Annotated in this window: 22 protein-coding genes; 12 read left to right on the plus strand and 10 right to left on the minus strand. The window is 65.9% G+C overall.

All coding sequences use genetic code 11. The features are described 5' to 3' along the window. Window positions 1-35: 35 nt before the first annotated feature. Window positions 36-926 (minus strand): PEP-CTERM sorting domain-containing protein, encoded by an 891-nt coding sequence (locus tag WG208_RS01155; protein ID WP_337169477.1) that lies wholly within the window; start codon window positions 924-926, stop codon window positions 36-38. A gap of 195 nt (window positions 927-1121) precedes the next feature. Here WG208_RS01155 and WG208_RS01160 point away from each other — a divergent pair, with 195 nt between their 5' ends. After that, window positions 1122-2102, plus strand: coding sequence for a GNAT family N-acetyltransferase (locus tag WG208_RS01160; RefSeq protein WP_337169478.1), 981 nt, complete (start codon window positions 1122-1124; stop codon window positions 2100-2102). Between the two features lie 45 nt (window positions 2103-2147). Here the strand turns inward: WG208_RS01160 and WG208_RS01165 are convergent, their stop codons facing one another. Next, on the minus strand, window positions 2148-2336 hold the full coding sequence (locus WG208_RS01165) for a hypothetical protein (protein WP_337169479.1): 189 nt from the start codon (window positions 2334-2336) through the stop codon (window positions 2148-2150). Window positions 2337-2782: 446 nt separating this feature from the next. Between WG208_RS01165 and WG208_RS01170 the strand changes: the two genes are divergently transcribed. The 4 genes from WG208_RS01170 to WG208_RS01185 are packed head-to-tail and all read left to right on the plus strand — an operon-like array spanning window position 2783 to window position 5363. Next, the gene (locus WG208_RS01170; RefSeq protein ID WP_337169480.1) at window positions 2783-3196 is read left to right on the plus strand and encodes a 6-carboxytetrahydropterin synthase; all 414 of its coding nucleotides are present in this window, start codon (window positions 2783-2785) and stop codon (window positions 3194-3196) included. Between the two features lie 58 nt (window positions 3197-3254). Beyond that, on the plus strand, window positions 3255-3839 hold the full coding sequence (gene folE / locus WG208_RS01175) for a GTP cyclohydrolase I FolE (protein ID WP_345786953.1): 585 nt from the start codon (window positions 3255-3257) through the stop codon (window positions 3837-3839). A gap of 19 nt (window positions 3840-3858) precedes the next feature. Beyond that, window positions 3859-4632 carry an SDR family oxidoreductase gene (locus tag WG208_RS01180; RefSeq protein WP_337169482.1) on the plus strand — a complete coding sequence of 258 codons (774 nt, stop codon included), beginning with the start codon at window positions 3859-3861 and terminating at the stop codon, window positions 4630-4632. A 29-nt stretch (window positions 4633-4661) separates the two neighbouring features. Beyond that, window positions 4662-5363 carry a hypothetical protein gene (locus WG208_RS01185; RefSeq protein WP_337169483.1) on the plus strand — a complete coding sequence of 234 codons (702 nt, stop codon included), beginning with the start codon at window positions 4662-4664 and terminating at the stop codon, window positions 5361-5363. A gap of 20 nt (window positions 5364-5383) precedes the next feature. Here WG208_RS01185 and WG208_RS01190 read toward each other — a convergent pair whose 3' ends face one another. The 4 genes from WG208_RS01190 to WG208_RS01205 form a co-directional block, all read right to left on the minus strand. After that, window positions 5384-7219, minus strand: coding sequence for a long-chain fatty acid--CoA ligase (locus tag WG208_RS01190; protein ID WP_337169484.1), 1836 nt, complete (start codon window positions 7217-7219; stop codon window positions 5384-5386). A 76-nt stretch (window positions 7220-7295) separates the two neighbouring features. Beyond that, window positions 7296-8006, minus strand: coding sequence for a hypothetical protein (locus WG208_RS01195; RefSeq protein ID WP_337169485.1), 711 nt, complete (start codon window positions 8004-8006; stop codon window positions 7296-7298). Between the two features lie 83 nt (window positions 8007-8089). After that, on the minus strand, window positions 8090-8857 hold the full coding sequence (locus WG208_RS01200) for a ParA family protein (protein WP_337169486.1): 768 nt from the start codon (window positions 8855-8857) through the stop codon (window positions 8090-8092). Window positions 8858-8860: 3 nt separating this feature from the next. Beyond that, window positions 8861-9406 carry a tetratricopeptide repeat protein gene (locus WG208_RS01205; RefSeq protein WP_337169487.1) on the minus strand — a complete coding sequence of 182 codons (546 nt, stop codon included), beginning with the start codon at window positions 9404-9406 and terminating at the stop codon, window positions 8861-8863. Window positions 9407-9610: 204 nt separating this feature from the next. On the opposite strand from WG208_RS01205, the gene WG208_RS01210 reads away from it, so the two are divergent. Further along, entirely contained in the window at window positions 9611-10150 is a 540-nt protein-coding gene (locus tag WG208_RS01210; RefSeq protein ID WP_337169488.1) for a phosphoribosyltransferase domain-containing protein, read from the plus strand. An 81-nt stretch (window positions 10151-10231) separates the two neighbouring features. Here WG208_RS01210 and WG208_RS01215 read toward each other — a convergent pair whose 3' ends face one another. Next, window positions 10232-10801 carry a hypothetical protein gene (locus WG208_RS01215; protein WP_337169489.1) on the minus strand — a complete coding sequence of 190 codons (570 nt, stop codon included), beginning with the start codon at window positions 10799-10801 and terminating at the stop codon, window positions 10232-10234. Window positions 10802-10910: 109 nt separating this feature from the next. Next, the gene (ligA, locus tag WG208_RS01220; protein ID WP_337169490.1) at window positions 10911-12953 is read right to left on the minus strand and encodes an NAD-dependent DNA ligase LigA; all 2043 of its coding nucleotides are present in this window, start codon (window positions 12951-12953) and stop codon (window positions 10911-10913) included. Between the two features lie 95 nt (window positions 12954-13048). Between ligA and WG208_RS01225 the strand changes: the two genes are divergently transcribed. Both WG208_RS01225 and WG208_RS01230 read left to right on the plus strand, forming a co-directional pair. Further along, window positions 13049-13339: a YtxH domain-containing protein gene (locus WG208_RS01225; protein ID WP_337169491.1), complete on the plus strand. Its 291-nt coding sequence runs from the start codon at window positions 13049-13051 to the stop codon at window positions 13337-13339. 91 nt (window positions 13340-13430) lie between these two features. Then, window positions 13431-14282: a CoA transferase gene (locus WG208_RS01230; RefSeq protein ID WP_337169492.1), complete on the plus strand. Its 852-nt coding sequence runs from the start codon at window positions 13431-13433 to the stop codon at window positions 14280-14282. Here WG208_RS01230 and WG208_RS01235 read toward each other — a convergent pair. Further along, window positions 14266-15114 (minus strand): hypothetical protein, encoded by an 849-nt coding sequence (locus WG208_RS01235; protein WP_337169493.1) that lies wholly within the window; start codon window positions 15112-15114, stop codon window positions 14266-14268. The two genes, WG208_RS01230 and WG208_RS01235, sit on opposite strands and share 17 nt — an antisense overlap. 5 nt (window positions 15115-15119) lie before the next feature. Between WG208_RS01235 and WG208_RS01240 the strand changes: the two genes are divergently transcribed. The 3 genes from WG208_RS01240 (at window position 15120) to WG208_RS01250 (ending at window position 19068) form a co-directional block, all read left to right on the plus strand. Next, a complete protein-coding gene (locus WG208_RS01240; RefSeq protein WP_337169494.1) occupies window positions 15120-16454 on the plus strand; it encodes a thymidine phosphorylase in 1335 nt (444 codons plus the stop codon). A 61-nt stretch (window positions 16455-16515) separates the two neighbouring features. Beyond that, complete coding sequence (locus tag WG208_RS01245) at window positions 16516-16761, plus strand: hypothetical protein (RefSeq protein ID WP_337169495.1); 246 nt, start codon at window positions 16516-16518, stop codon at window positions 16759-16761. A gap of 186 nt (window positions 16762-16947) precedes the next feature. Further along, window positions 16948-19068 carry a cation:proton antiporter gene (locus tag WG208_RS01250; protein ID WP_337169496.1) on the plus strand — a complete coding sequence of 707 codons (2121 nt, stop codon included), beginning with the start codon at window positions 16948-16950 and terminating at the stop codon, window positions 19066-19068. A 33-nt stretch (window positions 19069-19101) separates the two neighbouring features. Here WG208_RS01250 and WG208_RS01255 read toward each other — a convergent pair whose 3' ends face one another. Further along, a complete protein-coding gene (locus tag WG208_RS01255) occupies window positions 19102-19635 on the minus strand; it encodes a CHRD domain-containing protein (RefSeq protein ID WP_337169497.1) in 534 nt (177 codons plus the stop codon). Between the two features lie 186 nt (window positions 19636-19821). Between WG208_RS01255 and WG208_RS01260 the strand changes: the two genes are divergently transcribed. Continuing rightward, window positions 19822-20175 carry a metalloregulator ArsR/SmtB family transcription factor gene (locus WG208_RS01260; RefSeq protein WP_337169498.1) on the plus strand — a complete coding sequence of 118 codons (354 nt, stop codon included), beginning with the start codon at window positions 19822-19824 and terminating at the stop codon, window positions 20173-20175. The last annotated feature ends 2 nt before the right edge of the window (window positions 20176-20177 follow it).

Below are 20177 nucleotides of genomic sequence, written 5' to 3' on the forward strand. Positions count from 1 at the left end.
TGGAGGTGACGCCGGTGTGACGAAGATCTGCCCGATCAGCCGTTGCGGCGACGGCGACGCGCCGCCATGAACAGCGCTCCCAGGCCGGCGGCCATCAGCGCGTAGGTGCTCGGCTCCGGCACGGTCGATATCGACTTGCCCGGCGTCGTGATCTGGAAGGCGATGTCGTTGTAGTCCCAATCGCTCTTCCAGGACTTCGGCGTGCTCCACTCCTTGCACGTGCTGGTCGGCTTGCCCCGCCAATCGGTCTTGTACTTCAGGCAGGTTTTGGCTTCGGTGAAATCCCGCGTGTCCTCGAGACCCATGATGTAGTGGGAGTCGTAGGCGTAGTTCAGCGTGTTGCCGGAGAAGCTGCCGTCGTTGTTGAAGGCAAAGAGCGCGAACTGCTTGTCGCTCGAGTTGCCCGAGTAGGCATAGCTGCCGTCGACCAGCTGCACCCAGAGGCCCCAGATCGATTCGAAGGTGACCGTCGTGGCACCGATGCTGTTGAGTTCCGCGTTGGTGCTCAGGTCGAACCGTGAGACACCGCTCCCGGAGCCGGTGTAGTAGCCCCAGCTGGTGTTCTCGCCCGCGATGTCACCACCCGGCTTCGCGCCCGGCAGCAGGGCAAACGTATAAGTGCCTTCGGCGAACGTGAACTTCTGATAGCCGCCACTGCCGTTGTTCAGGTAGTGCGTGGGCTTGTCACCCGCATACGGCAGCCAGTTGCCCGGGCGCTGGTTCGCGCAGGCCTTGTTGCTCGACGAACCGGCCGTCTTGTTCAGGACATACCCGATATTGCAGTAGGTGCCGTCGGTCGACTTGTTGTCCCAGAACTGGCCACCGTTGTTCGCGGGGGTCACGTTACTGCTCCAGGACTGTGCGGAAGCGGTCATGGCCGGCGCCAGCACCACCGCCGAGGCGAACAGGATACGCGTGAAACGCATTGAATCTCCGAAAGGGGTTACTCACCCCTGAAGCAAACGGGATGCCAATTGTGACGCAGGTCGCATACTGTCATAACCAGTTGTTTTTCAACACCTTACGCCGAACACGAATAGCTCAGCCCGCAAACCTGTAGTTTGTATCCCACACGCGGTGTTCACGGCCACCACGGCATTTTGCAAGACTGGAGTCCCACCATGACCAGCGTCAGTCCCCGCCCCTCGCGCAGCCTCCAGTCCATCCGTGGTCCGGAGGTCGCGACGATCGACGAGATCCCCCAGCTCAACGAGGTCTTCGCCGAGGCCTTCACGGAGCGGTATCGCAAGGATGGCATGGTGGGTGTGCGGGTGCCGCCCCTGAGCACCGCCATCTGGCGCTATGCCATCGAAGACGCGGGGGAGGGCGCGCTGTGCTGGCGCGATGCGTCCGGGCGCATCATCGCCTTCAACATGGTGCACCAGTCGGGCACCGAAGGCTGGATGGGTCCTCTCTGCGTGGCGCCCGGGCACCAGGGGGCGGGCCTGGGCAAGGTCATGGTGCAGACCGGCATGCAGTGGCTGCGTCTCCGCGGCGCATCGGTCATCGGCCTCGAGACCATGCCCCGCACCATGGAGAACATCGGCTTCTACTCGCATCTCGGATTCGTACCGGGACGTCTCACGGTCACGCTCACTCTCGAAGCCACCACGGCCGAGCACCCGCCGCAATTGCTGTCGCGTTGTTCATCGCAGCAGAAGGTGGCCGTGGTGGAGGCCTGTCGCGCACTCACCGCGCAGGTGATGCCGGGATACGATTTCACGCGCGAAATCGAACTCACGGACAAACACGCCCTGGGCGACACGGTCATCATCGGCTCGCTCGAGGAACCGGACGGATTTGCGCTCTGTCATTCGGCGCCACTCGTGGACGGTCGCACGCGCGACGAACTGCGGGTGCTCAAGCTCGTGCTGGCGCGGCAGGCCAATCTGCCGCGATTGATCGGCGCGCTCACCGACCTGGCGCGACGTACCGGCACTCGGCGCCTCGCGGTACGGTTGCAGGGCGATTACCCCGATGCCTATCGCGCGTTGATCGCGTTGCGCGCGCGTGTCCGATGGACCGACCTGCGTATGAGCGTCTACGGCTGGAGCGAACTGCCGCCGGCCGATGGCATGGTGCTCTCGAACTGGGAGATCTGACGGCGGAGGTCGTGGCCGGTCAGGCCCCCGATCGCGCCGAGGGGTCTACCGCTTGCCGCTGCGTGTGCGGTCTTCGGCGGGGCCGTCCGGCGTATCACGCACCACGATGCGCCAGATGATGAGGAACACACCACCGGTGAGCAGCAGATGCACCACACCCGGTGCGTCCGTGCCGATCGTCAGCCCGCCCCAGGCGAGCAGCATCACGATTCCCGCGGCGATGTAGATGTCCATCTCTGAAATCTACTTCGCACCCCACGCCCCCGCCATCGATGTTGCGATTGCGGTTGCTATTGCGGTTGCTATTGCTCTCCCTCCTGACCAGCTCCTCCCTGCTCCCTCATGGATATCATGACGCCGTGGCGCCGAGTCCATCCGGATGCCCGGCACAGTCGGCGCACTCCACACATTGCGTGCCCCGCGCGCCATTGGTAGCTTCTCCGAAGTAGCGGGGCGGAGAGACTTACTTCTTGAGCCGATAAGCTCATAGAGAGGGCTCGACAAACGGTGTGAACGTCATGCCCCAGTGCGGGGAAGGCGGAAGCGCGGTGAGGGTCTCATCCTTTCCATTGGGCTTCAGGAACCCCTCTTCGTTCCCGTGTTTTTCCGAGGGCCCCGTCCATGTGGCGGGGCCTTCGTCTTTGCCGGAACTCCATCCTCCTCACGTTGGTTCAAACGGCATGCCCATTGTCACCGTGACCCGGCGTCTGCGTTTCAACGCGGCGCATCGTGTCCACAACCCGGCGCTCTCCGACGCGGAAAACGCGCGACTGTTCGGCAAGTGCAACAATCCGAACTGGCACGGGCACAATTACACGCTCGATGTGTCCGTGCGCGGGCCGGTGGATGAACGCACGGGGTATGTGATCGATCTGGGCGTATTGCGGGGCATCGTCGAACGCGAAGTGCTCGACCACACCGATCACCGCAATTTCAATCTCGATGTCCCGTACATGCGGGACATCAATCCCACGACGGAAAACATCATCGTCGCCATGTGGCGCGTGCTGGCGCCGGCGATCGCGCCCGCCACGTTGCAGCGGCTGCGACTCTGGGAGACCGAGAACAATTATGTCGACTATTCGGGGGAGTGAGCCCGTGCGCGACGGCGCGTCGAATCAGGCGGCACCGATCGCCGGGGATCCCGACGAGATGCCGCTCACCGGCCCCTGCACGGCGGAGTTCGAGCAGATCGTCCGCCGGCAGCTCGAACTCGTCGGGGAGGACCCCACCCGCGACGGGTTACTCAAAACTCCCGGCCGCGTGGCGCGCTCCATGGCCTGGCTCACGCGGGGGTACGATCTCGATCCACGCTCCGTGATCGGCGATGCGCTGTTCGAGGAAGACCACGAGAACATGGTGATGGTGCGTGATATCGAGATGTACTCGATGTGCGAACACCACATGCTGCCGTTTTTCGGCAAGGTCCACATCGCCTACATCCCCGACGGCAGGATCGTCGGTCTCAGCAAGCTGCCCCGCGTCGTGGAAGTGTTCGCGCGCCGGTTGCAGGTGCAGGAGCGCCTGGGGGAACAGATCGCCAACGCGCTGGTGGAGGTCCTGCAGCCCAAGGGTGTCGGCGTGGTGATCGAGGCCGTGCATCTCTGCATGATGATGCGCGGCGTGGAGAAGCAGAACTCGCGCACCATCACCTCGTCGTTGCGCGGCGTGTTCCGCGACGATGCCAAGACCCGCAGCGAATTCCTCCGTCTGGCCCACCCCTCGGCGCACGCCTGAGACTCACCTCCGCATCTCCATGGCACACCAGGCGATCCCTGCGCTGACCGGGCGGCGCGCACTCGTGACCGGCGCTTCGCGCGGCATCGGGCGGGCGGTGGCCCGTGCACTGGGCGCCGCCGGTGCCACCGTGCATTTGCTGGCGCGTTCACGAACGGCACTCGAGGCGGTGGCGGCGGAAATCAGTACCGCCGAGGGGCCTGCGCAGATGCCTGATCAGCTGCCCGCGCATGTGCCGGCCCATGTGCACGTCGGTGACGTGACGGATCCCGTGTCGATGAACCGTCTGCTGGAGGAACTGCAGACGGCGAAGCATCTCCCCGATATTCTCGTCAGCAACGCGGGGCTGTTTCCGCTCGCCGCCGTGAGCGACACGGATCCGGCGCTGTTCGAGCAGACACTTCAGGTCAATCTCATCGGACCCTTTCGTGTGCTGCATGCGCTGCTGCCGGCGCTCCGTGCAGCGGGACGTGGTGACATCGTGACCATCGGGTCGGTATCCGACCGGCACATCTTCGGAGGCAATGGCGCCTATGCCGCCTCGAAGTTCGGAGCCCGCGCCCTGCACGAAGTCTTGCGCACCGAACTCGCCGGCAGTGGTGTACGCTGTACGCTCATCTCACCGGCCGCCACCGACACGCCCATCTGGGATCCCATCGATCCCGACAACACGCCGGGTTTCCCGCCCCGCGCCGCCATGCTGCGCGCCGACGACGTGGCCGATGCCGTACTGTGGGCTCTCACACGCCCCGCGCACGTCAACATCGACGAGCTGCGGTTGAGCCGGACCTGACGGCTCGCGCGTTCACGGTATCGCTGGCGATGCACCGGGATCTTCTCGACGCACTGCGCTGTCCTCAGGACCACGCCGAGTCATGGCTGGTGGCCATGGTGCATCGTGCGGACGGCACACGACTGCTGGAAGCCGATCTCGCCTGCCCGGTGTGTGGCGCCGAGTTCCGCGTGGAGGATGGCGTAGGACTCTTTGGTGGGGCATCGCCCCCTGTGTCATCCACGGCGTCGCCGCCGCCGGATGGCATCGGTGCGGCGCAGGGGGCACCCGACGTCGTCCGACTGGCCGCGCAGCTCGGTGTGCTGGGAGGACTCACGCCGGTGTTGCTCGCCGGACGATACGCCGCGGTGGCGGATGCGTATGCCGCACTCACCGGTGCACCGGTGGTGGTTGTCGACACCACCATCACCGGAAACATCTTCACGGAACCGGGTGTCTCCATGCTGCAGATCGGCCCGCGTCTTCCGTTGGGCACCGGTACGCTGGCTGCGGCAGCATTCGATCGGACGATGTTTCCGGCGACAGGTCAGACGTCGCCTTCACTCGCTGCCGGTATCATACGTGCGGTGAGGACGGGTGGCCGGCTCGTCACGCCAGTCACGCCCGCGCTGCCGCCGGAAACGATCGTGGACGTGCGCACGGTCGCCCGCGATGACGTCGAGTGGGTGGGTGAAGTGACGGTCGCCACCGGCGGCCTCGTGACACTGCGCCGTCAGCCGCCGGAGACGTAACGCGTCCCCCGAGGCGCCTCTCAGTGGGCCTCGGCGTACAGACTGTCGATGAGATCCTTGTACGTCTTGTCGATCACACGACGCTTCACACTCAGCTTCGGTGTGAGCTCGCCCCGCTCGATCGTGAAATCGTGTTCGAGCAACGCGATCTTCTTGGGCATCTCGAAGCTGGCCAGGCCGGTGAGCTGCGACTTGACCTCCTTCTCCATCTTCGCGTGGATGGTCGGCATCTTGAGGAGTTCGGCCCGTGATGTCCACACGATGCTCTGGGCCGCCGCCCATTTTTCGAGCTGATCCCAGTTCGGCACGATCAACACCACCGGGAACTTGCGCTTGTCGCCGATCATCACGGCCTGCGAGACGTACTTGTTCGTCTTGATCAGGTTCTCGATCGGCTGTGGCGCGATGTTCTTGCCGCCGGCCGTGACGATGATGTCCTTCTTGCGATCGGTGATGCTCAGAAATCCGTCGTTGAGCACGCCGATGTCACCCGTGTGAAACCATCCTTCGGCATCGATGGATTCCGCGGTGGCCGAAGGATTGTTGAAGTAGCCGTGCATGATGTGCGGGCCGCGCGAGAGGATCTCGCCATCGGGAGCGATCATCACTTCCACACCCGCGATGGGACGGCCCACGGTGCCCAGCCGATACGCGGTGAGCGTGTTGCAGGTGATCACCGGTGAGGTTTCGGTGAGGCCGTATCCCTCGAGAATGACCAGCCCCGCCGCGTAGAAGAATTTGGCGATCTCGGGCGCCAGCGGCGCACCACCCGACACGAAATACCGGAGATTGCCGCCGGTGCGTTCTCTGAGTTTCGAGAACACCAGCTTCTGTGCGAGGTCGTACTGCAGGGCCAGCAGTCCGCCGGGATCGCGTCCCGACGCCAGCTTCTGATCGGCCCAGCGCTCGCCCGTGCGGCGGGCCCAGTAGAAGATGCGCTTCTTGAGCCCCCCGCCGGTGACGGCATTCTCCAGCACACGCGCGTAGATCTTCTCGTAGAGACGCGGAACCGACATCATGAGCGACGGCTTGAGTTCGCTCATGTTCACGGGCACCGTGTCGATCGATTCCGCATACGCGATGCGACAGCCCACCGCGAACAGGAAATAGTCGCCCGTGCGCTCGAAGATATGACTCAGGGGCAGGAAGCTGAGGGCGAGATCCGACGTGCTCACATTCAGGATCTGCCGCACGGCCTCCACGTTCGAATGGATGTTGTCATGCGTCAGCATGACACCCTTCGGATTGCCAGTGGTCCCCGAGGTGTAGATCAGTGTCAACAAATGATCGGGGGCCGCGCCGAGTGCGGCTTCCTTGAACAGCGTGGCGCGCTCCGGGGAATCCTCCGCGGCCCCCATGGCCTCGAGCTCCGCCAGCGTCATGTCGCAGCCGTCTTCCTTGCCGGCCGAGAACCCGATCACCCACTGCACGCCCGGTACCTGCGAACGCACCGACTGGATCTTCCGCGCCTGCTCGGGGGTGGACACGAACACCACACGCGCCCCCGAATCGTTGAGCAGATAGGGGATCTGTTCCGCCGGCAGCGTCGAGTAGATGGGGACGTCGGTGAAAGAACTGCAGGAGCAGGCGTAGTCGACGATCAACCACTCTGGCCGGTTCTCGGAGAGCAGGGCCACGCGTTCATGGGCTGCCACGCCGAGTTGCGCCAGGCCCAGCGCCGTGCGACGCACCCGGTCGAGAATCGTCCGATGGCTCAACGGTTCCCAGACACCGTTGACTTTGTGTAATACGGCGTCCGCACGATCGAAGCGCTCGACCGCATCGAAGAAGAGACGGTTGATCGTGCCGGGGGCGGGGCGGGGGCCCCCCGAAGCGTATTGGGTGGGAGAGGACATACTTCGGAAAGTGCGGCCGGGGGACGAAGGGCGGGAGGGCCCTTCGGGAGATCCCGGCAGGAGATCTCCCGCGGAATCAGCGACTGACCGGCGCGACCAATCGGAGTGGTGTGCCGCCCACCAGCTGGCCCTTGTACCGCACGGTCACCTGCACGACCACCGAATCCGTTGCTTTGGGCGTGGACGGATCGGGAAAGAGCAGGGGGCGCACCCGCACACGGCGCGAGGCCGTGCCGCCACTGTCGGTGGTATCGATGACCGATGCCGACTGGCTTTCGCCGCTCACGAGATAGGCTGCCGCGCTGGTGTCGTTGGAGGGGTTGGCCGGATGCAGCAACTGGTACCGCACCACCCATCCATTCACATTCGACGGGGTGCCCTTGGTATGCCGCACCGACACGGCGAACCCCTGGGTGGTGTTCTTGCTGGCCGTGTCGGGCACGATGAGTTCGAGTTTACCCGGCGCGGTGCCGGTGACCGTGTCCGGCGCCTCTGTGACGATGATGGAGCGCAGGACCTGCAGATTCGAGCCGATGCGGGCGGCAATGCGGCCCTCGGGCAACGCCAGGGCTTTGTGGGCCACGATCACGCCGCCCACCGAATCCACGGTGATGGCCGAATCGCGATTGAAATCGGCGTAGAGATAATACGGGCGGGCATCGGCGATCTCGTCGCCCGCGCTGTTCCGCACGATGGCGTGCACGGGCGTGACCACGCCGGCTTCGTTGCGCAGCGTGTCACCGATGACCACCGATGGCGACGGGAACGGTCGCAGCTCGATGGACATCGGAACGTCAGGGCCCGATCCGACGTCCGCGCAGGCCCCTGCAACCAACAGGCCGGCGATGAGGACGCCGGGGATCTTCAGTTTCACGCGAACCGTTCAGCGAGTCGGGTGGCGATGTTGATATACGCCTGACTGGCGGGGTCGGCGGGGGTCCGCAGTACCACCGGCTGTCCGGCGGCGAAGGCATCGGCCGTGGCCGGTGTTCTGGGAACCGGCACATCAAAAATCAGATGTTGCGGCAGATGCTCGCGCACATAGTGTACGACGCGCTCGGTCGCCGGGTTCCCTTCCTCATGCATCGTGAGGAGAATCCCTTCGAGGGTGAGCTCGTCGTTCTCGGCAATCACATCCTGAATGGCCCGTAGAATCTGTGGGGTGGTCTGCAACGCGAGGGGTTCGCACTGCAGGGGCACCACCACGTGCTGACTGGCGGCGAGCACCCGGCGGGTGATCGCCCCCAGTCCGGGCGGGGTGTCCACCACCACCACATGGCATCGTTCACGCGCCATCGCGAGCAGGTCCCCGAGCATGCTGGTCTCGCCGACCGCACGCTGGAATGCGGTGTGATCGGCCGTATCACTCACCGAACCGGCGAGAATCACACGCAACCAGGGCAGCGCCGTGGGCAGAATCACTTCCCGCAGCGACCGTTCTCCGCGCAGATAGTCGTCGAACCCCACGGTCGGATGCCCCCGACGCAGCCCGACACCGTAGCGAACCGCCCCCTGGGGATCGGTATCCACCAGCAAGGTCTTGAGGCCGCGTCGTGCGAAGGCCACCGCGAGGTTCACCGCGGTCGTGGTCTTGCCAACTCCCCCTTTCTGACTGACGATCGACAGGACCCGTCCCATGGATCAGTGCCCGCCAGCGGATTGTGTGTCCGGACCGGCATCGCCGCCGTCATTCCAGTCACCCGCATCACCACCGGTGTCTCCGGAGGTCTGGTCGCCCGGGATGCCGCCGTCCGATTCCATCGCCGAGGCATTCTGCAACTGCTGCAGCGTGCGTTCGGCGTGCGCGCGGAACTTCGCCGCCTGCGGATCGTCGGCGCGGCTGGTGCGCAGATAGGCATCGAGGTGCATGCCGGCGTGTACCGTGTCACTGCGTTTGAGCAGCAGGAACGCGAGGCCGTAGTGTGCGCCCGCCAGATCGGGATCGAGCTGCAGCGCCCGGCGGTACGTGCGGATGGCCTCCTCCGGTTGTCCCGTCTTGGAGAAGGCGATGGCGATGTTCTGCAGAACTCCGAGGTCGTCGGGGCGTTCACGCAATGCCAGACGATACGATGTGAGCGCGTTGGCGTAATCCCCGCGCGCTTCGAGATCGAGCGCTTCGGTGAGAAAGTCGGGTCGCCCCGAGCCCCGTGCCGACGAGCCGCCCACGAGGCGGCGCCACCAAGTCATGCGCTCGCAGTGATTCGTGAGGGAAAAGAGGTGCGACGACCGCGCAGGGCAATCGTCGCCAGTCACGTGCCAAGCTCTCAGCCAGCTCATGCCAAGCTATCGCGCGGTGAGCGCGCCTACAAGTTGGTGCAAAGACCTCGTTGCGAGCGCCATGCCGCGGGGGCTAGACTCCGCGATACGCCATCGTTTTCACCGGAGCCGTCGATGTCCACACCGCAGCCGTACGCCCCCGATCCCAGCAAAGGGGTGCTCATCGTCGATTGGCCGCTCTTCGGCGAACTGGCGCGCGCGCTGGCCGTGCGGGTTGCGCGGGAGTGGACACCGGATCTGGTGATCGGTGTCGCGACCGCCGGTGTCGTGCCCGGGGCGGCCGTGGCAGCCATTCTCGATTGCCCGTTCCACTCCATCCTGATCTCGCGACGCTACAGCGCCGAGCAGGTGCGGGAGACGCCCGCGGTGTTTGGCGCGGCACCGGCGGAGGTGCGCGGCAAACGGGTGCTCGTGGTCGACGAGACCTGCGATTCGGGGCAGACGCTCCGGCTGGCGGTGGGCGCCGTGGTCAATGCGGGGGCCCGCGAAGTGCGCTCGGCCGTGAGCTTCCGCACCGGCCCCTACGCGCCCGACTATCACGCGCTGGCCACGCAGGCCATGATCGTGTTGCCGTGGGACCGGGAGATCCTGGTGGACGGGGAACTCCGCCCCAATCCGAAGTACGCCGGGTTGTTGCCGCAGCCGGTGGTCTGAACCCGGCGCCGGCGAACGCGCCGGATTCGCTGGCGGCGCCGGGCGTCAATCGCCGCGCATCAATCGCCGCGCGTCGGGCCGTCAGGCGCTCGCCGCGGCGTGCTCGTAGGGGATGCCGCGTTCCATGGCTTCCCAGACGTACTCCAGGACGTCCACTGAGCCCAGGAGAAACCGGCTGCGCCCCGGGGCCATATCGGGCGGGTCCACTTCCAGCACACAAATCGGCGCCGCGGCCAGACGGCCGAAGAAGCCGGCGAACAGTCCGGTGGTCACCAGACACCCTTGCCCGGCATGGAGGCCGCTGGCTTCACTCCAGTCGGACACGTCGAGGGCCATCACGGCCTCGCTGACCGGCACGAGTTCGGCCCGCCCCCATCCCTGCGCGTGCAGGAAGGCTTCCAGCAGCCAGGGGAACCGCCCGTCCGCCACATCCGCCGGCGCTTCTTCACCCTGCTGCGCGAGCCATTCCGCAAAGTGATCGAAGAGCGCCTGACCGGCGGCGTAACCGGCGTCACGAATGGCGTCGAGCGACGAGAGATCGCCGCCCTCGCGAAGCTGATGCACGGCCTGCTGGAGTCCCGTGAAGAATTCCAGGGGGACGGTCACGGTGCGCGCGGCAACCGGCAACTGGGCGGAGATCGAGGTGCTCATGTTCCCGTGACGCTCGCGCACTGGGCCCGTCACGTCAAGCGGCCGGCAATGTCCTGCTGTGTGACGGAGCATGCCGGGCGCATATCGAGGTGGGGTTCCGGTCTCCCCATCACCCCTCGCCCGCCAGCCGCTCCAGCAGCCCCGCTTCATCCAGCACCGGCACCTCGAGTTCCCGCGCCTTGTCCAGTTTGCTGCCGGCCTCCTCGCCGGCGACGACGAACGTGGTTTTCCGAGAGACGCTGCTCGTCACCCGCCCTCCGGCGTTTTCGATGAGCGCCGTGGCTTCGCCGCGCGAGAGCGTGGGAAGGGTGCCGGTGAGCACCACCGTCGCCCCCGTCAGCACACCATCGGCCTTGACCGCATTGGGTTCATCGAACCGGAGTCCGCGCACGCGCAGCCGTTCGATGAGCGCCCACGTGGTGGGATCGGCAAAATAGGCGGCCACCGAACTGGCGATGATGTCACCGATGCCACGCACCGCTCCCAGTTGCTCGGGGGACGCCGCCATGATGGCGTCGAGTGAGCCATACTGACGCGCCAGCAACTGCGCCGCCTGTGCGCCCACATGACGGATGCCCAGTCCGAACAGCAGACGCGACAACGGTTGCTGCTTCGCCGCGGCGATGGCCGCCACCAGATTCTCGGCGCTCTTCTGCGCGAACCGGTCCAGCGTCACCAGTTGATCGGCCGTGACGTCGAACAGATCGGCCACATCGTGCACGAGCCCCGCATCGAGCAATTGCTGGATGCGGGCGTAACTCAGACCATCGATGTCGAGCGCGTCCTTGCTCGCGAAGTGCACCAGCCCTTCGAGCTGCCGCCCCGGACACGACACGTTGGGGCAGTAGATCGCCACATCGTCGCCATACCGCACCACGGCCGTTCCGCATCGGGGGCAATGGGTGGGCATGCTCCAGGGCTGCTGCGAACCATCGCGCTTCTCCGGCACGGGTCCCAGCACGTACGGAATCACATCACCCGCCCGCACGACCTGTACGATGTCGCCGTCGCGCAGATCCTTGGCGGCGATCTGATCGGCGTTGTGCAGCGACGCGAACGTCACCGTGGCCCCGCCCACCTCCACGGGTTCGAGCACGGCAAAGGGCGTGAGCACACCCGTGCGCCCGACATTCACGTCGATACGGCGCAACGTGGTGAGCGCCATGTCCGGCGCGAACTTGCGCGCCACGGCCCACCGTGGCGTGCGATCGCTGCGGATACCGAGTTCGTTCTGCAGCGCCACGTCGTTCACCTTCACCACACCGCCGTCGATGGCAAAACCCAGCGTCGCCCGCGTTTCGTGTTCCACGGTGCGGGCCCACGTTTCCGCCTCCTCGATCGTGCGGCACTGCTGGCGATGCGGCGCCACCGGGATGCCCCAGGCCGCGAGTTGCTCCAGCAATTCCCACTGCGTGCGCGCCGGTACGCTCCCGTCGGGGAGGACCGCCGCGTAGCCGAAAAAACGCAGGGGGCGGGAGGCCGTGATGGCCGGATCGAGCTGACGCATCGAGCCCGCCGCCGCATTGCGCGGATTCACATACACGGGCTCGCCAGCCGCCACGCGCGCCTCGTTCATCTGCTCGAAGCCGGCAAAGGGCAGGTACACCTCGCCGCGCACCTCCATGAGCGGGGGGTGCCCCGAACCCAGCAACCGGAGGGGGACGCCGCGGATCGTGCGCACATTGGCGGTCACCTCCTCGCCATCGGTGCCGTCGCCCCGCGTCGCGGCCGTGACGAGGACCCCGTCCCGGTACGTGAGGGCAATCGCCGCGCCGTCGATCTTGAGTTCCACCGTGTAACCGCCGGTGTGCACCGCATCACCAATCACACGTTTGACGGACTGTTCGAAGGCTTCCAGCTCGCTCTGGTCGAACGCATTGTCCAGGGACAACATCCGCACGAGATGATGGTGCGTGCGGAAGACCGACTGCACGGGGGCGCCGATCCGTCGGGTGGGTGAATCTTCCGTGTACAGCGTGGGGTACTGCGCTTCGATCCCCTGCAGTTCGCGGAACAGCCGGTCGTATTCCTGATCGGACAGCGTGGGGCGATCGAGGACGTAGTATTCGTACTGGGCGTTGCCGAGCCGGTCGCGCAGTTCGCGAGCGCGCTCGGCCGTCTGGTGTGGTGGAGATCCCGATGGCGCGGTCATAGGGGGAATCTACCATTCCCGTTGGGGAATCCCGTAGGGAGTCCCCTCGTGACTCCCTACGGGACTCCCATCATCGAATCGAGGAGGAACACGAGATGGCCGATATGAGACGTGAGAGCGCACGCCAGGAGGCACGCTCCTTCGGACTGGGATTGTTGATCGGTGCGGCCCTCGGTGCCGGCGCCGCCCTGCTGCTCGCGCCCGCCACCGGCGAGGCCACCAGACGTCAGCTCCGCCGCGGCGCCCGCAAGTTGTACGAGCGGGGTGAGGATACGCTGTCGGAGTTGGTGGAGGATACGGATCGCAATGCACGCCGGTTCGCACGTCGCGGTCTCAAGCGGGGCCGCAAGCTCGTGGCTGACGCGCGCGATACGGTGGGTTGGTAAGTCGATGCCGCGGCCCCGCTATCGGCACATCCCGGATTCGCTTTCGTCGGTGAACCGGTAGCGGTTGCCGTTGGCTGCCACATCGTCTGTGGTGTTGTCCGCTTTCCTGCGCGGTGTCCATGTGGTCACCCTGGCGCAGAATGTTCCGGGCCCCCTCGCGGCGCAGCGGCTCGCGCGGGGCGGCGCCAGCGTGCGCAAGATCGAACCACCCGCCGGTGATCCGCTGCTGACGCTGGCGCCCGCGTGGCACGCCGAAATGCATGTGGGCGTTTCCATCGAACGCCTCGATCTCAAGCTGGATGCGGGACGGGCGGCGCTGCTCGCGCACCTGGCGCATGCGCAGGTGTTGCTCACGAGTCAACGTCCATCGGCACTCGTCCGCCTCGGGCTCGATACGGAAACCCTGCATCGGGCCGTACCTGTCCTGCGGATCCTGCGCATCGTCGGCAGTCTCGAATATCCTGATGAACCGGGACACGATCTCACCTATCAGGCGGCCGCGGGGCTTCTGGGTGACGACATGCCGCGGGCACTGGTGGCCGATGTGATGGCCTCCGAACGGGTCTACGCCGGGGTCCTGGCTCTGCTGCGGATGCCGGAGGGCACCGTGCTCGATGTCGGCATGGTGGAGAGCCTCGACGCCATGCAGGCATCGCTGCGCCATGGTCTCACCGTGCCGGGCGCCGCACTCGGTGGCGGGTGGGGGCAGTACGGATTGTACGATTGCCGGGAAGGACGGGTGGCCGTGGCCGCGCTCGAACCCCACTTCGCCGCGCGTCTGCGTGACACGTTCGGCAGCACGGAACGTCAGGTGCTCGCCGCCCGTTTTCTCGAACGCACCGCCGACGAATGGGCGCAGTGGGCCCGACAGCAGGATCTGCCCATCACGGCAGTGTCCTCTTCAGAATCGACAGTCTTCCCGACGCTCACCGCAGCGCCCTGAGCTCTTCTTCGGCGGCGCGTCGGTAGTGATCGTCGTTGGCGTCGAGCAGGGGCGCGGCGAGAGCGGCCTGATAGGCGGTTCGCGCATCCTCCCGGCGTCCCATGTCGCGATAGATGCGCGCCAGATCGAGTCGGTGAATGAGGCGCTCGGGCTCGATGGCCACGGCCTGCTCGAGGCACCGCACCGCCTCCGCCCAGCTGGCCGAACCCATGACCTTGCCCCCCATGAAGGCCTTCGCGAAGGCGCGGGCAATGCCGTTGAGACGCATGACCTCGGCATTCCACACGCCCACGATATGCAGGGCGCCGGCGTGTTTCGGATCGCGGGCGAGCGCATCGATGGCGTGGGTACGTACCTCCACCGCGTATTTCACGCGGTCACGCGCGCTGGCCGCCATGGCCGTGCGGCCTACGGCCCGCGAGACGTGGAAGTGCACGTCGGCCTGTTCGGGGTGTTCGGCCATCGCGCGCCGCGCATACACTTCGGCCTTCGCATAACGCGCCGTCTGCACCTTCCGATCCGTCTCGAATTCGCCCAGATCGACCAGCTCCCGGGAAGCCCGCCAGAGTGCGTCGAAGGCCATCGAATCGCGCTGCAGCACCTGCTCGTACAGTGCCAGCGCCTGCGCGGGCTGTCGGGCCGCGCTGGCCCGATCGCCGCGCGCAATCAGTTCCGCCATCTCACTGGGAACGACCGTCGGGTGAACACCCACACTGGCACGCGGAGACGTCTGCGCCGCACCGAGAGTCGGTTGGGCACTCGCGATCAGCATCGCCGTCACGAGCAGGAACGCTGACCGTGCAGGCGGGATCGAACGGGTGTAGGTTGGCATGACGTATGGAAGCTCGCGCACTCGTTGAACGGAAGCGTGATGGCGGACGGATCTCGCCGTCCGAATGGCGTGCCCTCATGAGGGCGTACGCCGCGGGAGACGTGCCCGACTATCAGATGGCCGCGCTTGCCATGGCGATCTTTTTCGTCGGACTCGATCGTGACGAGGTCGTCGCTCTGACGGACGCGATGCTCACCAGCGGCGCAACACTCGACCTCGATCACCTGCGGGTGGGCCGGGTCGACAAGCACTCCACGGGCGGAGTGGGCGACAAGGTGTCACTCGTGCTCGCCCCCCTCGTGGCCGCGTGTGGGGTGGCCGTGCCCATGATGTCCGGACGTGGGCTCGGTCACACGGGCGGTACCCTCGACAAGCTCGAATCGATCCCTGGATTCCGCACCGATCTGCCGCTGGCGGTGGCCACCGCCCAGATTGAGCGGATCGGCTGCGCGCTCATCGGGCAGACGCGTGAGATCGCGCCGGCGGATCGCAAGCTCTACTCTCTGCGCGACGCCACGGCCACGGTGGAGAGCATCCCGCTCATCGCGGCCAGCATCATGTCGAAGAAGCTGGCCGAAGGGCTCACGGGCCTGGTGCTCGATGTGAAATGCGGGTCGGGAGCGTTTCTGCCCGAGATGGACCGCGGCCTCACGCTCGCGCGCACCATGATCGAACTGGGGGTCGATCACGGATGTCCCGTGGTGGCGCTGCTGACGGCCATGGACCGCCCCCTGGGACGGGCCTGCGGGAACGCGCTCGAAGTGGAAGAGTCCATCATGGCGCTGCGCGGCGAAGGGCCGGCCGACCTCATGGCGGTCACCTATGCCCTGGGAGCGGAAATGCTGCTGCTGGGGGGCGCCGCCCGCACGCGCGACGACGCCCGGCGGCGCATGGAGGTGGCCATCTCCAGCGGCGCGGCGCTGGAGCGATTCCGGCAGATCATCCAGGCGCAGGGGGGCAACCCGGCGGTGGTGGACGAGCCGTCACTGCTGCCGCAGGCGGCGGAGTGCGAGTTCTACCTCGCTCCGCGGGACGGCGTCGTCGCGCAGGTCGAACCCAGAGCCATCGGGCGGGGCATCACCGCGCTGGGAGGGGGACGCACCCGCGTGGAGGATGTCATCGACCCCTCGGTGGGGTTCGTGATCACCGCGCGTCCGGGTGATGTGGTGCGCGCCGGTGAGCCGCTGGCCACGATTCTCGCCCGCGATGCCGCCGGTGTGGCCAGCGGTCGCGATACCCTGGCTCGGGCCATCGTCGTGGCCGATGATGCCGATCCCCCCTTGCCCCTCATTGCCTGGCGGGTGACGGAGGTGGGGGAGGAGCGCTGGGTGGACGAATGACGGGGCAGGTTGGTATTTTGGAGGATATCCGGTTTTCACCTGAACCACGGTTCTGAACGCGATGCTTGCTCCATCCATCAGTCGTCTGTTGAGCTTTGCCGCGGCCGCTGCCGTGTTGCCGCTGCTCGGCATCTATGCGTTGCTGCTCTACATCGCCACGCCCAGTGCCACCGGTGGCATGGAGCCGACCGTCACGATGGTCTGCTACATCGCGTTCACCATCATCTTCGGTGCGCTCATCACCGTGGCACTCAACTTCTCGCGTCAGCTTGGCCGCGAAGCCAAGGGTGAATTCCAGACGCCCTGAACGCGTCGGCATGGCTTTGGCACGACGTCTGAACGACTGCTGAAACCGTGAGGGTCCCCGATCCCGGTCACCGATATCTTCGGCGACCGGGATTCTTGTTTTGTGCCGGTTGACCCCGATCTTGGCTGATCGGACGCGCCAACCATTTTCCTGTTCCGTCTCGCTCCGTCCCGCCCCCGAGGTCCAATGCATGATGCGCACGCCTTTCTGGCGAACCTGACGCTCGTTCTCTGCGTCGCCGCATTCACCACCTACCTGTTCCAGCGTATCCGGCAACCGGTGGTGTTCGGCTATCTGATTGCGGGGATGATCGTCGGGCCGCACGTCGGCGTGCCGCTGTTTGCCGATCGCACCATGGTCACCACTCTCTCCGAGCTCGGCGTCATTCTGCTGATGTTCGGACTGGGGCTCGAGTTCAGTCTGCGCAAGCTGGTGCAGGTCGGCCCCACGGCCGGGTTGGTCGCACTGGTCGACACCAGCGTCATGTTGCTCTTCGGATTCTTCACCGGGCAATTGCTCGGCTGGAGCATGCTCGAGAGTGTGTTCTGCGGCGCGATCGTGGCCATCTCCTCCACGACGATCATCGTGAAGGCGTTTGCCGAACAGGGCGTGCGGGGTCGCTTCACGGAGCTCGTCTTCGGCATCCTGATCAGTGAAGACCTCATCGCGATCCTGTTGATCGCCATTCTCACGACGGTGGCCACCGGCGGTGGGGTTTCGGCAGGCGCCGTGGGGCTCACGGCCGGGAAGCTGGTGCTGTTCCTGGCCGCATTCGTGGGGTTGGGGCTGCTGCTCGTCCCCCGTCTGGTGCGTGGCGTGGTGCGTCTCGATCGTGCCGAAACCACGCTGGTCGTGGCGCTCGGGATCTGCTTCGGTGGCGCGCTGCTCGCGCTGTCCGCGGGCTATTCCGTCGCACTGGGCGCATTCATCGCCGGATCTCTCGTGGCCGAGTCGGGCGAAGCCCGTCGGGTGGAGCATCTCGTTTCCGGCGTGCGCGACATGTTCGGCGCGATCTTCTTCGTGTCGGTGGGCATGATGATCGACCCGCGCCTCGTCATCGAACACTGGGGCGCGGTGGCCGTGCTGTCCGTGGTGGTGATCGCCGGCAAATTCATCGCGGTGTCCACCGGTGCGTTTCTCACCGGCAATGACGTGCGCACATCGGCGCAGGCCGGCATGAGTCTCACGCAGATCGGCGAGTTCGCCTTCATCATCGCCGCGCTGGGCATGTCCAGCGGCGTGGTGCGCGAGTTTCTCTATCCCGTCGCGGTGGCCGTATCGGCCATCACGACCCTCACCACGCCGCTGCTGATCCGCGCGTCGGGACCGTTCGCGTCGTTCATCGACCGGAACCTGCCGCGCTCGCTGCAGACGTTCGTGGGGTTGTACGGCACCTGGATCGAACGTCTGCGCATGGCGTCGGTCGATGCGGGGATGGCGCCGCTGGTGCGTCGCAAGGTGTTCATGCTGGCGATCGACGCCTTGCTGCTGGCCGGCGTGGTGATCGGCGTCGCTTTTGCCAGAGACCCCATGGCCGCGTATCTGTCCCAAGCCATGGCGCTCTCGCCCGCGGTGAGCATCACGGTGTTGTATGCGGTCGCGGCACTGGTGGCGATTCCCTTCATCATCGGCATCGTGCGCGTTTCGGCGGCGTTTGCCTCACTGCTCGCGTATCGCGCGCTGCCGCTCTCGGCCGGCAATCGTCTCGACTATGCCCAGGCACCGCGGCAGGTGCTCATGGCCACCTTGCAGCTGGCCCTGGTGACGGTGAGCGGTTTGCTCGTCGTCGTGGTGACCGGCCCCTTCGTGCCGCTCGGGCGTGGTGCCATCGTGCTGGCCCTCATCGTGGGCTGGCTTGGCGTGGTGTTCTGGCGGAGCACGGCCAACCTGTATGGTCATACTAGGGCCGGCGCCGAGGTGCTGCTGGCGGCGCTGGCAAAGAACATGGCCGCGCCGGCCGCCACGGAGCACGGCGAACCCGCTCCCGTGCCGGCGCGCGATCTGGCCGTGGTGCATCGCATGCTGCCCGGACTTGGCGATCCGGTGCCCATGCTGTTGACTGTCGACAGCCCCGCCGTGGGACGTTCGCTGGGTGAACTGCAACTGCGTTCACTCACCGGGGCGGTGGTTCTGGCCGTCACGCGCGGGGGCGAACGGGTGATGCTGCCCGTGGGCAGTGAACGCCTGCAGGTGGGTGATATCCTGGCCCTCGCCGGCACGAGCGATGCCATCGACGCCGCACGGGAGGTGTTGTTGGGCCACGCCGACGAGACTGGTCACGCGGAAAGTTCAGGGCACGCGGCGTGACCAGGTGCCAGCCATCCACCGGTCGTCTTTCGACTATTGGCCGGCCGTCGCGCGCACCTGCCCACCCACCTCGATGCCCGGCGGCGATTGTTGCGTCGTGATGCTGACATACGCATTGCCGCTTTCGAGCGCGGCGATGAGCGTGCTCCGTGCCTCGGCCACCGACTTCTCATGCCGTTGCAGAAATGTCGGGGTGTAAGTCTGTGCGCGATCGAGGTTCACCTCGAAATGGTGAGAGCCCTGTTGCTGCCGGTACTGCGCGATGGGGTCCCTGAGACACAACGCCACATCGTTCGACGGTCCCGGCGAGTCGGGGCGCTTCACCCAGATGCAGATCGACTGCGGATGATGCTGGAGGTCACTCCACGACACACGCACATCGAGCGTCTTGTCGACGAGGCTGATGAGCGCCTGGCCATTGGCCGGTGAATTGTTCGCGGGCACGCCCGATTGTGCGAGCAGTCGACTCGACCACATCTGACCATGCACGGTGGCAGGCGCCATCGAGGCCAGCAGAATCGCCACCAGAAATACCGTGGGACGGGAAACGCGTCGGGGAGCGGACATGGGAATCTCCGTCAATGACGATCAGCGAATGATCGGCCGGCCGGAGCCGGAACGGATCAACGGCACTGCTCCTTGAGAAGATTTCGCGCGCATCCTTCCCGCGCCAGAAGACATCCGTGCGGATGCGTGAAACATGTCACCAACAGTCCCTTGCGCTTCGCTTGGAGTTTCATAATATACAACCATATGGTTGTACGTTCTTCCCTCACCGATGCCGAACTGGACCGGCTCTTCCGTGCGCTCGCCGACGCCACCCGCCGCGATATCGTGGCTCGGCTGCTCGCCGATGAGCCGGCGTCCGTGTCGGCGTTGGCTTCGCGCTACGACATGTCCTTTGCCGCCGTGCAGAAACATGTCGCCGTACTCGAGGAGGCCGGTCTCGTGACCAAGCATCCCCAGGGACGTGAGCGTCTCGTGCGTGGCAATCCGGAGCGCATCGCACAGGCGCGGACGCTGTTGCTGCAGCTCGAACAACTCTGGATGTCGCGCTTCCGGCAGCTCGACGCCATCCTCGCCGAACCCCGCCCACCCAAGGAGTAGTC

The sequence above is a fragment of the Gemmatimonas aurantiaca genome (genome assembly GCF_037190085.1).
GTDB classification, from domain to species: domain Bacteria; phylum Gemmatimonadota; class Gemmatimonadetes; order Gemmatimonadales; family Gemmatimonadaceae; genus Gemmatimonas; species Gemmatimonas aurantiaca_A.